This is a genomic window from Pseudoalteromonas rubra (genome assembly GCF_001482385.1).
Lineage (GTDB): Bacteria > Pseudomonadota > Gammaproteobacteria > Enterobacterales > Alteromonadaceae > Pseudoalteromonas > Pseudoalteromonas ardens.
Map to the genome: position 1 here is coordinate 459,395 of NZ_CP013611.1, position 14,195 is coordinate 473,589.

Consider the following 14,195-nt stretch of genomic DNA (forward strand, 5'->3'; position numbering starts at 1 on the left):
CCTTATTAGCGCAGGGATGCGCTGCCAACGGATAAATAAAAACAACGAACAATAAGAGCATAATCATGTACAAATTATCACCCATAGCGTCTTTTCTCGGTGCGATGAGCGTATTTGGTGCCACAGCCAGCACAGCACCAGTGAGCATTCATAGCGACCAGCAACTTGAGTCACAGCTCATTGAACAATTGCAACAATCAACGCGCTTTTTCCAATCTCGTCAGGCACGTGTTCAGGCTGGCCTTGAATTTAAAACCCATAGCCGCAGTAAAGATGGCAAACACCTTCGTCGTAGCCAGTATTATCAAGGGGTCCGCGTACACGGTGGGGAAATTGTCACACATCATGACGCACAAAACTTGTTTAGTGTGTGGTTTTCACCGCAGGGGGATATCACCGGGATCAGTGGTTCAGTGGTGCCGGCTCCCAGGCTGGATTCAATTGTTGCGTCAATTGATGAAGCACAAGCACTGAGTAGTGCAAAGAGCAGTATTTCGGATCTATTGCTCACTCACGATGAGCAGGTTGAACTGGTGGTTTATCCTTATCAGAGCGGCTTTAGATTGGCATACATGGTCACTTTCTTTGCTGAGACAGAGCACGCCCCCAGCAGACCGGAGTTTTTCATTGATGCGCACAGTGCTGAAATCCTGAGTCATGTTGAGACTCTGACCCATGGAAAAATTGGTACGGGCCCCGGCGGCAATGAGAAAATCGGCCGTCATTATTACGGCGAAGGCAAGCCGAAGTTTTATGCGACTGAGCGTGACGATGGACGCTGTGCGCTGGCGCATGATGACATTCGTGTGATCGATATGGGACACGACATCAGCAATACCGAGACCTTCGTGTTTGATTGTCATGAGAACCAGCATAAGTCAGTCAATGGTGCCTATTCTCCCCTCAATGATGCCATGTATTATGGTAAAGCGACGCTGGAGATGTTTGATGACTGGTACAGCAGCCGTGCACTGGAAGGCGATTTGGTGATGCGGGTGCACTACCGCGAAAATTATCTCAACGCGTTCTGGAATGGCAAAGAAGTGACGTTTGGTGATGGCAACTTGTCTCGTTATGGCGTATATCCTTTCACATCGCTGGGCGTGGTCGCCCATGAAATTGCCCATGGTGTGACTTCGCAGAACTCAAAGCTGGTTTATAGCAGTATGTCAGGCGGGGTGAACGAGGCGTTTTCAGACATGACGTCGGAGGCATTGGAGTGTTTTCTGAATCAAGACGCCGATGGCAATTGTGAAGTGGATTGGTTAATCGGTGCCAGCATTTTCAAAAACCGTACAGCGCTGCGCTATATGGATGATCCAACCAAAGACGGCAAGTCTATTGATCATGCGGATGATTACACTATAGGGCTCGATGTTCATTATAGTTCTGGGGTATTTAATAAAGCTTTTTATCTGCTATCTACGACACCTGGCTGGGGCGTAAAAAAAGCCTATGAGGTGATGTTGCACGCAAACAAACACTACTGGGTGTACAACGGCAATTTTGAGTCGCTGGCTTGCGGTGTAACGGATGCGGCCGAAGAGCTGGGTTACGATATCAAGGATGTGGGCAGGGCATTTAAACAGGTCGGCGTGTTTGCCTGCACAGAAAATAAAGCCCCTGAAATCACCATAACGAGCCCGGAAGAGGGTAGTCGTTTTAAGATTAACTCAGCGCTGACTTTCAGTGCCGATGCGCAAGATGACTATGGTGAAGTTGCTAAAGTGACCTTTATTGTGAACGGAGAGCAATATCAGACAATAACCGAGGCGCCTTTTGAGGTGCGCTGGCAAAGCGATCAGACGGGTATCTATCAACTGAGTGCGATAGTGGAAGATAATGAAGGCTTACGTGTAACCTCAGATCCTGTGCAGTTTACGTTAATCGACCCGAGTCAATGTCAGACACCCCAATGGCAGGAAAATCAGGTCTATGTGCAGGGCAATAAAGCCGCCTTTGATGGCTATGAATACACTGCTAAATGGTGGAATCGCGGTCAAAGTCCTGCGCATAATTCGGGTTCCTGGGGAGCGTGGCAGCGCGGCGTTGAGTGTAGCCAGACTAAGGAGCAACCAAACCAGGCACCTGAACTGATCTTCTTGTCACCTGAGAACAACCTCGAAGTCAAAGAAGGTAGCCGGGTAGCGGTGGCACTAAGCGCAACCGATCAGGATGGTGAAGTGAAAGAGGTGCTGTTCAGTGTGAATGGCCAGCTATTGACTGAGCTTACCCGAGCACCTTATGTGTTTAATTTTAATGCTCAGCAAGCTGGCGAGTACACCTTGAGTGCTGTTGCAGTGGATGATGACGGTGCGCGCTCTCATGTTGTAACACGGACTATTAAAGTGGCACCAAGTCAGGGTGAGGTAAATGCGCCTGAGGTGGTTTTAACCAGCCCCAAAAATGGTAGTCAGTTTGTCCCTGAGCAGCCAATTATGCTTCAGGTTCAAGCGTCGGATAAAGATGGTGATTTGGCTCAGGTCCGATATTTCATTAACGGCAAACAAGTAGCAAGCAGCAATCTTGAGCCTTTCAGTGCGTCGACGACTCTGAGCGAGGCAGGGACCTACGAGCTGTATGCCGTGGCCAGCGATAAGAGCGGTTTGCAAACGCGTTCAGCCACGCACCAAATTAGCATCAAAGCGAAGGCACCAGGCTGTCGGACTCGTGGCTGGTCTGCTGGCACTGTATATACCGCTGGTGATCAGGTGAGCTATAACGGCAAACTGTACCAGGCAAAATGGTGGACACGTAATCAAGTTCCGGCTGATTACTCAAGCCGCTGGGCAGTGTGGAAAGTAATTGGGGAGTGCAAGTAATTCAACTCAAGGGCCTGAACTGCTTTTGTATCAGGCCCACCTTGCCTGTTGCGTAATGAGACAAAAGGTAACATTAAATAACATGCAACTGGTTGGTCACTATCATACACCCAGATAGAATGCAGCGTAGAGCTTGTTTAAGGACAAATAATGAGGAAACGCACATTCATAGCACTCATACTATCGGGTATTCTGGTTGGCTGTGGTTCTGGCAACAGTGAGCCCACGTCTGGTATAACAGGGCCTGTAACGCCACCGAAACCGAGTGTAAAAAGCTCTAAGATAGTCACTCAGGGATTTGAAGTGAGCATCTATAATCGACTGGCCGAGCAAGATGCCGGCGATCCTGAGTACAATCGAGATACACCTTATCAGGCGAACGAACCTGTCACTTATCGGGATATCGTGTTTGGCCTCGACACGCAAACAGAGTCAGTACAATTGGCGTCCGGGTTTGAAACATTTACACCGTTTCAGTTGATTTCCAAAGCCCATGCTTTGTCGCCGATGCCCCCACAGACAGAAGAAAGTATTGTGTCAATGGATATCACCTCAGCAATGGATTTTAGTCAGCAACACCCCTCCGGGAGCAATCTGAATGCATTATTTTCGGTGACTTATGATGACGCGCTCAACAGATATTATTCTTACAAAAACGACACGAAAACGTTTTTTACAGTGGAAGAGTTTTTACAATACGGTCGCGATGGACAGGCGTTGAACGCAGGCTTTACGCGCAATTTAGTGCTAAATACAGGACTTGAGTATCCTGTAAACATGACTTTTTACATCAGGATAGAATTGGATAACGGGAAAGTCTTCTCGTTAGAGACGCAAGAGATAACCTTTCAGGTTCTGGACGAATAACGTAGGAACAATCCACTACTGTTTAATAACGGATTTGCAACATGAAAGCCGGTTCAGATGAACCGGCTTAAGACTGATATAAAAGCACCAAAAGTTGCTAAAACTGTTGTATTACTTTCACAGCATCAGTGACCGAATCGGAAGAGACAAAGCCAATTGTATCCGGGTTTGCAGAAACCATTTTGATGACTTCTGCGTCATTAGAGACTTCCTTGGGTGGTGTGCCTTTACCAGTAAAGATGAGTTTAGACCAATATGCCTTGAGCTGAGCAGAAGATTTATTAAGTGCTTTGCTGTTAAACTCATCGGTGATCGGGTTACCCGGCTCTTGTGACACCGGGATCGCTTTATTCCCATTGGAAAAAGATTTCTCTTTGCCAGTAAAAATACGGTTGATTGTTGAGGTATCAAAGCTACTGCCGTTGCTGGGGTGAACAATCACGGATACGCCAGCATAAGCGTTAAAAGCCGACGACAATAGCACTGCGTATATTAAATTTCTCATGTCATTTCCCCTAAAAAACCAAATCAACACCAAAAGTGAGTGATTCACTGTCGCCTGCTACTGCCAGTGCAGTCGAATCATCTTCTACTTTGTCATATTGTACTTTGAAGGCTGCGGAAGGATGGAAGTCCCATCTAACCCCGACGGCACGAGTGTCATGCTTCTCCGGATCGTCTCCATTTTTTTGTTCAAAGTTGGAATACATAATATATGGGGTGATGGTATCGAATCGGTAGCCAGCACTGATCATGTAAGTATCTAAGTCACCATCGAGGTCCAGCCGGTTAAACTCAGTTAAGATAAAGACATTGCCAAAATCTGCATTGGCGGCGAGACCATAAAACTTACCATCTCGGCTGTCTTTGCCGTTCCAAAGCTCAGGTTCACCATTGCGAAAACGTTTGTTGGTATAGCGCATGTGGGTGACTCGCAATTCGAGCCAGTCATAGCTGAGCTGTACCACACCGCCCAAAATATCTTCCCAAATCTCCCTGGTAGGGGTTTGGAAGAAGAATTCAGACAAGAGTTTGTTTTCGGTGTCGTCTTCGCGCCCTGTGTATACGTTGGCAGAAATGCCCCAATCTCCGATTGCACCGCTGTACAGCAGGTTGGCACCTTCATAATTAAATATCTGCCAGGTATAATTGTCGGCAGGGGCGCGCATCCACACATACGCATACCCAACATCATAAAAATCAGAGTAGTAAAACAAAGGTAAACGCTTTTTACCGACCTGAAATGTCCAGTTGTCGTTTATTTCGTATGAGGCATAGGCCCATTCAAATTCTGCGTCGTAATCATTGGCACCCCTGGCGACAATTTGACCTGTAACGCTCAAGCCTTCACCCAGGTCGCTGCTGATCTGCAACCCAATCAGGGATTCAGGCGAAAAGGATAAATCCTCTTTATAAGCGCTCACGATGGGATAGTCAGCCAGAAAAGTAGGTTCCAGACCAAACTGAGGGACACCCGACCCACTTAACACCTGGCCACCTGTCATACTGGCGAACCCAGATATGTTGACCTCGGCATGAAGTGTCGTTGATGCTAACGCTGTGACCAAGAGAGTATATTTTAGTTTCATGGATAGCTCCGCTAAACTCGTGTTGTTGGCACTGCTAAGTATAGTTATATATGCAAAAAAGATAGGTTTTTTGAATAAATTGTGGGCAGGTTTGTGGACTTAGTGAAGGAAACCAGGAAGCTTTAGACACATGCCTTTGACCGGGCTCAAGAGCCCGGGCAATCACAATCTGGCACGCCCAATCTAGAGTTTGAACTGACTGGTCGCTGACACTAACCGATCAGAAGCCTGATGCAGTCTGTGAGAAACATCATCCAGGTCAGTGAAGGACGCGTTAACCTGTTTCTGTCCTTCATTCATCTTTTCAATCGTATCGGCAACCTGAGCAGCCACAGAGCTCTGTTGTTCTGTTGCAGATGCAATTTGGTTGTTCATTAGCGTAATATTGGCGATTTTACTTTGGATCTCTTCTAATGCCTGCCCGGCTTTTAGCGCTCTGGATTCGTTGCTGCTTGCCTGTTCATCGGCCTGGCTCATCATTTTAACGCTGCGCTCAGCAGCATTTTGCAGTGAGTCGAGCATTGTGCGTATTTCTGTCGTGGCATCACCTGTGCGCGAGGCGAGCGTACGTACTTCATCGGCAACCACCGCAAAGCCCCGGCCTTGTTCACCAGCCCGGGCAGCCTCGATGGCTGCATTGAGTGCCAGCAGGTTGGTTTGCTCAGCGATTGAACTGATCACGTCTAAAATGGATGATACATTGCCAGTGCCTTTTGCAAGATCATTGACCGCCTCTGCCGCTTCGCCAATCTGTTGGTTAAGCTCTTTTGAATTAGCTATGGTATCGGTTACCGCTGAGAGGCCATTATGTGCTTCTTGCTCTGTTTCATGCGCAGCGGTGTTCGCCGCAGATGCAGAGTCGCTAATGCTGTCTATGGACTGAATGAGTTCATTAATCGACTGTTGTGTTTGCGCCGCCTGGGCTGATTGCTGATCTGTCACTCTTCTTACTTTTTCAGTGCTGTGTACCAGCTTTTCCGAGGTATCAAGGAGTGGTTGTGAAACGGACATAACACCATTGATTGCTGTGGTGAGCGTATCCATAAACTTGTTAAAGTTGAGCGCTGTGCGGCCAAGCTCATCGTCACCTAGTACTTCAATACGCTGATTTAAGTCACCATGCCCATCTGCCAGTTCACTTAACGAGCTGCGTAATTCATTGGCAGTGAAGCTGATATTGCGAGCAACGGACAGTGCCACAATCACCAGCAGAATCGTCAAAACCACGCCTGACTGAATTGATAGCCACAAACCGTCGTTACCGCTTTCATATGCCTTTTTGATGGTACTTTGAAACAACTCGTCGACACTTTTCTGGTAGGCAGTAAGGCCGTTTTCTGCTTTTTCAAACAGGTCTGATTTTTGTTTCGCAAGCGTGGGAAGCGTACTGAAATCAATGGTGTTATTGATCATGCCTTGTGCGAGCCGCTCAGACAGAGTTTTGTATTCGGCAATGACTTCAAGCTGGTTTCTGATCAGTGTACTGTTCTCAACATCTAACACACGCAGTTCATCGAGGTTTGCTCTCAGGCCTTGCACTGTTTGCAAGGCTTGATTCATGACATCGTTATCTGCAAACGAAACCGCCTGACTGAAAAGCTCGTCAGCCCGGCGGATGAGAACACTGTTAATTGTGGACAGTTGAACCGTTTTGTAAATTTGCCGTTCTAGCAGTAAGAGCTCTTTTTGAGTGTTCTGAAAGGCAAAGAAATTGATGAGCAGGTTAGCAGTAAATACGGAGACAGACAGAGCAACAATCAAACTTATTTTGTAAAACAGTGGTAGGTTTTTAAACCAATGCATAACCGAGTTCCCCAGTATTAAAACACCGAACTATCACCAGGATGACCGCCTGTACCTGCACAGGTACGGTGCGCGATGCTAGTCCAACACAGTAACAAGTCTTAGTCATAAACGCTCAATTTGCCAATTGTTTGTAAAAATTAAATAAAAAAGGGAAGGCTTAGCCTTACTTCTACAGCCAGAGACCTGTATTGGGCAATATGCGGGTTATTGCAATTTAGGCACCTCGCTCGTGCCTTACAACTCTTAACAGTGTCAATGTGAACTTTGGAATGAGTGGCTGAATGTTTTTAAATGTCAGAAATATAGTGACTTTTATCCCATGTGTAATCTGCTTAGCTCAGTGTTCGCGCCTGTTAAGGAGCAGTCAGCTGTATGAACGTTGTGAGCACCAGTTTCAGGTTGGCCTGCACATCGCCCTGTTGACGACAGTGTGAGAAGGTGAGCGGAGCTGATATTACCCGCTTCAGGGAATCAAAATATCCCAGCTAGCAAAAGGGTTAAGTTGCGCTAGGGTTAAAAGGCGTTATGTAACTCTGCGCGCATTGAAAGACAAACGGGTACGACTAACTATGAACTGTAATTATGCTATGAAGTGGGTAATTGGAGGCGCTTTGGTGACGAGCAGTTTCGCCAGCTACGCCGACGTCGTATTTAATGGCTTTGCTTCTTTAAGGGCGACTGCTGCCGATAGTGATGGGGGCACGTCTCCATTTGAGACACTTGAGGGGGACGGCGATATCTCGTTTTCTGACGAATCTTTGTTTGCACTTCAGGCACGAGCGGATCTGGGTGGTGGCCTCAGTGCGACTGTTCAGTTGCTCGCTGAAGGCAAAGGTGATTTTGACGCAGAAGCACGGTGGGCGTATGTCAGTTATGAAATCAACCCACAGCATACTATTAGCATGGGGCGCTTTGCCAACCCTAGTTTTTACCAATCTGAGTACCAAAATGTTGGCTATACACACAACTTTGGCCGTTTGCCAAAGGCGGTTTACGTCGGATTTGATTTCACGACAATTGAAGGCGTGTCTTTAGACAGCAACTTTATTCTTGGCGATTATGCGTTGTCGACCAAAGTACTGTACGGCAGTTGGCGCGGTACTACGTTTCTAGCCGCAACTCAGCAAGACGAATCTTTTGGCTTCAAAGATGAGCTGTCTGTCAGGCTCGAATTATCTAAGGACTGGTGGACCGTATACGGTGGCTTTTTCATAGTCGAAATAGAGGGCGGCACGGTCGATACCAATGCGATCCTTGGTGGGGCTCAGGGGGCAATTGAACTGGCTAAGTCTCAGGGGGCAACAGAGCAACAGGTTCAGGCGTTCAGAGATGCTGTGGTTTGGGATGGCAAAAATGGTTTGTATGGTTACACGGGATTTCGTATCGATTATGACCGCGTCATTCTGGATGTCGAATATGCTGACTACGGCGTTGAAGACTCGAGTGATGGATTTAATCAGGTCTGGTACAGCGCAATTGGTTACCGTGTAGTCGATGATGTCATCGTCACAGTACATCACGAAAGGTTTTTGCAAGATAACAAAGATCTGGACTTCCTCAATGGCGTAGACCAGCCAACCTTGAGAGCGACCGGGGTTGCGATTCGAAATAACCTGGCACTGCGAGAATTTGATGGTGTCGGTCTGTCTGTCAGATACGATTTCCATCCTAATGCAGCGTTAAAGTTTCAGTATGTGAGCGGTGAAGACTCCCGGCCTTCTGTCGGAGACTATTCGATTTGGACCGCGGGCGTCGATTTGGTCTTTTGAGGGGAAAGCAATGAAAGCGATTATATTTACGGGCTTGATTGGCTTGTCTTCTTCATGCTGGGCTGTTGATGTCGTTGTCCATCCCTCAAATACGGCTGCGTTAGACAAGAATCAGATAGAGCAAATATTTTTGGGTAAGTTAAAAACCTTTAATGGTGCCGGTAAAGCCGTGCCAGTCAGTCAGTCCGATACAAGTGCTGCCAGTGAAGAGTTCTACAGCAAGGTGATCGGTCGCAGTGCCAGCCAGTTAAAAGCCTACTGGTCTAAGCTCTTGTTTACAGGTAAAGGGCAACCGCCAAAAAAACTGGCCAATGACCAGGAAGTGTTGGATATGGTGAAAGGAGACGCCAGTATTATCGGCTATGTCACCAGTGGCAGTGCGGATGACAGTGTCAGGGTCATCGCGTCTTTTTAACGTAAAAGATCATGAAACTGATCAACCACGTTTGAGTACAGGAAGCTTTGTTCCAGCAAAGCTTCCATCAGGCCTTCTTTCTGTGCTTTTATGATTGCGGCTTCCAGCTCTGATTTATAGGTAGGCAGGCGCTTTGGTTAGAAAGCACTAAGTAAACAGGATTGATATGCACGGGCTCCGGGAGCATAGCCAGTGGTAGAGCTTGCGCGCTGTAGAGGTTCAGCCAGCTACTAATGGCCTGCCACTGAGGCGCAATAAAGTAATCGATACGTTTCATGGACAGCATTTTTAGTGCTTTTTCGACGCTGTCTGCTGTTGTGAGGGTAAGCTGAGTCAGATCAAAGCCTGTGTGACTCTGAGTAGCTGATTTTTCGCTGCGCAAGGTCGCGCCTCTGAGCGGGATCAGCTCTGCCATGCTAGTTAGAGAGGTCTCTTTACGTCGATAAAAAACACTGTGGGCTGAGGTGGTTAAGGCAGGTTCCAGATAGGTAAACCACTCACGCGGGTAGTCAGCACTTTGCAGCCCAACCAGCATGTCAATGTGACCGTCTCTGGCCCATTGTATTGCCCTCAGCCAGGGCATGGGTTTAGTGATTTCAATTTGCGTGTGTGCAGGTAAAACTTGTCGTACAAAATCAAAGCCAATGCCACGCAACTTGTCTTCATGGATAGCGTAACTTATCGGCGGGGCATCCGGACTACCTCCCATGCGCATCAAGGTACACATTGCAAAGCTCGGAGCACTAACAAAAAAGCAAAACAAAAAGGTTGTCAAATTCGCATTATTCCACACAACTTTGCCAGATAAACGTGATTACTTGCTGGCATTAGTTATAGCCCAGTTTCGGTGGTTTTTCTTGATGAACTGTGTCGCATAAGGGGGGTGGTGCATAACAAAAAGTGGCATTCAAGTTGAAAATGGTCGTAATTGATTATTGATGGGCTGGCGAAACGGACGGGGGCGGCAAAAAAACATCATTGAATTATACTAACATATTCAATAACAGAGATGCGCCTTCATAACATCTGAAGTATGGGAAACGGGTGGTTATATGTCCGAAAACACCGCTGATTTTAAATATCTGGTGTGCTTTGTTTTGTGTCTGACATTCAGTGTGGCCTCTGTCGCTCAAACGCCTTTATCGGCCGAGCTGATGGCAGAGAAGATAGCAAGCGCAGAAGGAAATGAAAAAGTAGAAGCAATCATAGACTATGTTGCGCAACACTTTCATACTGCCGAATCAATCGCTTATGGTCAAGAAGGGCTTTCATTGCAGGCGGACAACCCCAATGATGACCAGAGTGCCCGATTGTTGAGTCACCTGGCCCGTGCCCATATATCGAAACGAGAACTTAGCCTGGCTAAAAAGTTGGCTGAGCGCGCGAATATACTGGCAGTACAAAGCCGGGTCTAGGCTAATCAGATATTGGCTAAATTGGTCTTTGCGGATATTGCTACTTGACAGCAGAATGTTGTTATTGCTGAAACTGATCTTGTATTCGCAATGCAATTAGCAACGAAAATAGGTCACGACAGATATCTTGCTCGAGCCCACCAGTTGTCCGGTATACTTAATATTCGAATAATGCGCTTTGATGACGCCTTAGCTGACTTTCTTCATAGCCTGAATTTATATCGCAAATTACAGGATAACTACCGGGCATCTTCGATACACCAAAGTTTGGCCTCTCTTTACCGAAGGATGAACCTTTACGAAAGGTGCTGTTTAACCAGAGTAAAGCTATCCAGATAGCGTTATAGCACAAAGGTGACAGAAAGCTGGGAATTTAGCTAATAGAGAGTAATACAATGCGGGTTGCACAATTGTTGAAGCGATTTAAGCAGGCATCTGCCCATGAATATACCAGCAATCAAGATCGTGTTGAGGCAAAGGCATCTCAGGCGACACACTGGCACACATTTTCGAACCATTTCACACTACCATTCGACACCAGGGCAATGTAGGGCTGGGTCTTTATATGGTGTTTAATTTGATGACTTTTGTACTGAGCGGCGAAATTAAGTGTATATCTGCGCCTGATAAGGGTTGTCGGTTTGAAATGGTCTTTCCGGCAGACAGGGCATAGCCAAGGTCGCGATAGGGATATACCAATTTCACTTAATACCTGATCTATTTGAAGGAGCAAATAGGACGCTAACAGCGTTAAAAATTTCTCATTTAGAACCTTATACCTTAGACATAGGTTCACAAATTTTTGCCTCGCCTATAGGGATGTAGGTGCCTCAGCGGTAGCAGGACGCGGGAGCGGTGTTATCGACCCTATTTTCTCGCCTCAAAATAGCTCACTTAATTAAGCAAATTGGTATTAGGTCATCTTATTTTACTGTAGATTTAATCGTACAGCGATTGACACACCTGGACAAAATAGGTCACTGTGTTTGCACCTAAATTTTATACAGCAAGGAAGTCAGCATGACAGACCTTTTGGCCCCATACCAGTTGAGTATTTTAGTACTTGGATTATCAGGCGCTTTATTCTTAGTTCAATTGGCGATTGTAGACATTATGGCAATTAAACAAAAGCACCCGCCGGGTGTGACGGTGACGCAGGATCCGAATGATCTCTTGTTTCGGTGTAATCGTGTGTTCGCTAACAGCAATGAGACTGTGGGGATCCTGATATTGGTGGTGATGTTTGCGATGTTTTCAGGGGCCAATCCCAGTTGGCTAAACGGACTGGCAGTGGTGTATTTTGCCTCCAGAGTTGGCCATATGGCTTGTTACTACCTCGGAAAAAAACTGATGCGTAGTGTCTCTTTCGGCGTCTGTTATATTAGTTTATTCGGTATCTTTGGCATAGGGTTGTCTGCCTGGATAGGCTGAACCAGGCAGTAATTGTCAGGTTATGGCGCGAATAATGATCCCGGGGTCCGTGATCCCTTCTTTTTTCAGCGCCTCCTGAATGTTCTTGATGATGTCGAAATATTGCCCCTGTATCTGCATAAGGTACTGGCTTTTCATTTCAGTGAGCTGTTGCGTTGCTTCATCGGGCGCGCGTTCTGCTTGCAGTTCTATCAGCTCTTCTTTAAGTAACGTTATTTCTTCTTTAATCTTTTCCAGGCGCTCCAGCATGCGTTGAATATATGCCGGCACATCCTCGTATTTTTCAGCATCCTCTTTGGCTTTTTCCCCGGACAACACATGTTTGTCTTCATTGGACAAGGTGATCCCTTGTGCTTCCTCTGCAGTGTCGGTCGCAGCGGCAGCTGCCTGTTCTTCGCTGGTCTTTTCACCGGCTGGCTCTTTTGCAGGCGCTGGTGGCTTTGTTTGAAATGCGGAAATATCAGTGGTGGCCTGATGGATGATAAATGTCATTGCACGTTCCTTGGGTCATTTATGCGCGAAATACACACTGAATAATACTTTTATATTATTTTGTATCGGCAGGAATAGTGACACCTTTAGGAAAAAAGTAACTATAAATGCGATGAATTGCGGTACCTTAGACGTGTTATTGATGGCACTAACGCCAGGAGAATGAGCAGGTAACCACCTGAGAGTGGCATAATGATCACTATTATCAGGCCGAGGGTGAATAAAGCCGGGCAAAGCAGCCGTGGCAAAGGCACATCGTGTTTCTGGAGGTGTTTAAGGACACAACCTAAAAGAACAAATAAGCACCCGCAGATCAAAAACCAAACGATGGCTTCGCGATCAAATAACATCGTGTCTTGTTTTATTGTGCTTGCGAACCAGCCATCCTGGTGCATTGCTATAAGCACCTCCCAGCCCATCAATAAACCTACCAGGTTATGTAACAGGCCGATGGCAATCAGGCCGTAACTCATGAAGTAGGGGGATTTCATATTAACGCTCCTAATTGTTCTTTTGCTTGTTTTGAGCTCAGTGCCAGACAGTCCTGAACGGACAGTCGAGGGTAGAGCTGCTGGAGCCCGAGAAAGCTGGCGTAGCTGGTTGTTGCCAGTTGTTCTGCGCGCGCTTTATCCAGGCCTAATTCGAGATAGCAGGTTTTAAGATAGTGCTGGCGCTGAGTGTCTATGGTACACAAATGGTGCTGTATGCTGGCATCTTTCAGTGCCCAGGCGCGAATATGCAATTCGGCTTCAATGTCTGTGGCTGCGATGGCCTCATCAAGACGTTCCAGTCTGGTCAGTGGGCAGGGCTGCGTATCGGCAATCGCAATCAGACGTGTTGTAGCCTGTTCATACCAGTACGTCATGAGTGCATCTATGAATGCCTGGCGATTTTTAAAATGATGATAAAAAGAGCCTTTGGTCACTTTTTTACGGGCACAAAGTCGGTCTATTGTCAGGGCATCAGGGCCACTGCTGATCAGCGTTTTTAAGGCAAATGCCAGCCAGCCTTGTTTTGCATCACTCATAATCGGCCCGCCTTTTTGGCGCTCTGTATAACACTGCGAGCAACGACATAATGAAAGGGCAAGATGGCATTGAGGTAAATGCGCCCCGTTAGGGTCTTTGGGTTGACCAAGGTGGATACAATCACAGAGCTTTGCTGTTTTTTTACACTGAGATAAAAAACCATGTGGCGATCTTCCGAGTAACTGATGATCTCCTCCGGGTATTTTTCACACACGTTCAGAAAACCTGCCTGATCGCCTACTGCAAGCTCATCACTGGCGGGGGTCATGGTCTCTTGCCCGGTGGAAAAGCCAAATACTGCGACCAGCTTGTTTCTGAGTCGCATCAGCTGTGTTACCCAGCCGGGCATCGTATTAAAAATTCGGTATTGCAGCTGACTGGGGGTCAGGGAGGGGGTATCGAGCGCAATTTGTAATGCATCACGGAAATGGTGTTGGCCTGCTTTCGCTTGAAGGCGATCGGGCTCAGGGGTCAGGCTAATGATATGACTGAACATAAACAACTCCTTCTTGTAACTAATGCACATACCATACTGTATGGTATGTTCATTGGCAATGATAT

15 protein-coding genes are annotated in these 14,195 nt (G+C 46.9%); 7 read left to right on the forward strand and 8 right to left on the reverse strand.

All coding sequences use genetic code 11. The annotated features are described in order from the left end of the window. Positions 1–65: 65 nt before the first annotated feature. The gene (locus AT705_RS01970; RefSeq protein ID WP_058795255.1) at positions 66–2,822 is read left to right on the forward strand and encodes an Ig-like domain-containing protein; all 2,757 of its coding nucleotides are present in this window, start codon (positions 66–68) and stop codon (positions 2,820–2,822) included. A 150-nt stretch (positions 2,823–2,972) separates the two neighbouring features. Next, complete coding sequence (locus AT705_RS01975; protein WP_058795256.1) at positions 2,973–3,689, forward strand: hypothetical protein; 717 nt, start codon at positions 2,973–2,975, stop codon at positions 3,687–3,689. A gap of 97 nt (positions 3,690–3,786) precedes the next feature. On the opposite strand, the gene AT705_RS01980 is transcribed toward AT705_RS01975, so the two are convergent. From AT705_RS01980 to AT705_RS01990, 3 genes are all read right to left on the reverse strand, one after another. Then, entirely contained in the window at positions 3,787–4,194 is a 408-nt protein-coding gene (locus tag AT705_RS01980) for a hypothetical protein (RefSeq protein WP_058795257.1), read from the reverse strand. 10 nt (positions 4,195–4,204) lie between these two features. Continuing rightward, positions 4,205–5,278 carry a porin gene (locus tag AT705_RS01985; RefSeq protein WP_058795258.1) on the reverse strand — a complete coding sequence of 358 codons (1,074 nt, stop codon included), beginning with the start codon at positions 5,276–5,278 and terminating at the stop codon, positions 4,205–4,207. 183 nt (positions 5,279–5,461) lie between these two features. Next, positions 5,462–7,081 carry a methyl-accepting chemotaxis protein gene (locus AT705_RS01990; RefSeq protein ID WP_058795259.1) on the reverse strand — a complete coding sequence of 540 codons (1,620 nt, stop codon included), beginning with the start codon at positions 7,079–7,081 and terminating at the stop codon, positions 5,462–5,464. 590 nt (positions 7,082–7,671) lie between these two features. Between AT705_RS01990 and AT705_RS01995 the strand changes: the two genes are divergently transcribed. Together AT705_RS01995 and AT705_RS02000 are read left to right on the forward strand one after the other, a co-directional pair. After that, positions 7,672–8,853, forward strand: a complete 1,182-nt coding sequence (locus tag AT705_RS01995; protein ID WP_157576629.1) for a hypothetical protein — start codon at positions 7,672–7,674, stop codon at positions 8,851–8,853. 10 nt (positions 8,854–8,863) lie between these two features. After that, entirely contained in the window at positions 8,864–9,268 is a 405-nt protein-coding gene (locus tag AT705_RS02000) for a phosphate ABC transporter substrate-binding protein (RefSeq protein WP_010386100.1), read from the forward strand. 88 nt (positions 9,269–9,356) lie between these two features. Here the strand turns inward: AT705_RS02000 and AT705_RS02005 are convergent, their stop codons facing one another. Next, complete coding sequence (locus AT705_RS02005) at positions 9,357–9,983, reverse strand: substrate-binding periplasmic protein (protein WP_167551969.1); 627 nt, start codon at positions 9,981–9,983, stop codon at positions 9,357–9,359. 337 nt (positions 9,984–10,320) lie between these two features. Between AT705_RS02005 and AT705_RS02010 the strand changes: the two genes are divergently transcribed. The 3 genes from AT705_RS02010 to AT705_RS02015 all read left to right on the forward strand — a co-directional run bounded on the left by AT705_RS02010 (position 10,321) and on the right by AT705_RS02015 (position 12,114). Next, positions 10,321–10,683, forward strand: a complete 363-nt coding sequence (locus tag AT705_RS02010) for a hypothetical protein (protein ID WP_058795262.1) — start codon at positions 10,321–10,323, stop codon at positions 10,681–10,683. Positions 10,684–11,212: 529 nt separating this feature from the next. Further along, entirely contained in the window at positions 11,213–11,356 is a 144-nt protein-coding gene (locus AT705_RS24770; protein WP_237113813.1) for an ATP-binding protein, read from the forward strand. A gap of 347 nt (positions 11,357–11,703) precedes the next feature. Beyond that, complete coding sequence (locus AT705_RS02015) at positions 11,704–12,114, forward strand: MAPEG family protein (RefSeq protein WP_058795263.1); 411 nt, start codon at positions 11,704–11,706, stop codon at positions 12,112–12,114. 15 nt (positions 12,115–12,129) lie between these two features. Here AT705_RS02015 and AT705_RS02020 read toward each other — a convergent pair whose 3' ends face one another. The 4 genes from AT705_RS02020 to AT705_RS02035 form a co-directional block, all read right to left on the reverse strand. Next, positions 12,130–12,606, reverse strand: coding sequence for a hypothetical protein (locus tag AT705_RS02020; RefSeq protein ID WP_058795264.1), 477 nt, complete (start codon positions 12,604–12,606; stop codon positions 12,130–12,132). A 101-nt stretch (positions 12,607–12,707) separates the two neighbouring features. Then, positions 12,708–13,097 carry a DUF6463 family protein gene (locus tag AT705_RS02025; RefSeq protein ID WP_058795265.1) on the reverse strand — a complete coding sequence of 130 codons (390 nt, stop codon included), beginning with the start codon at positions 13,095–13,097 and terminating at the stop codon, positions 12,708–12,710. Next, a complete protein-coding gene (locus tag AT705_RS02030) occupies positions 13,094–13,633 on the reverse strand; it encodes a TetR/AcrR family transcriptional regulator (protein WP_058795266.1) in 540 nt (179 codons plus the stop codon). The genes AT705_RS02025 and AT705_RS02030 overlap by 4 nt, the downstream gene beginning before the upstream one ends. Next, complete coding sequence (locus AT705_RS02035; protein WP_058795267.1) at positions 13,630–14,130, reverse strand: DUF2867 domain-containing protein; 501 nt, start codon at positions 14,128–14,130, stop codon at positions 13,630–13,632. The genes AT705_RS02030 and AT705_RS02035 overlap by 4 nt, the downstream gene beginning before the upstream one ends. Between the last annotated feature and the right edge of the window lie 65 nt (positions 14,131–14,195).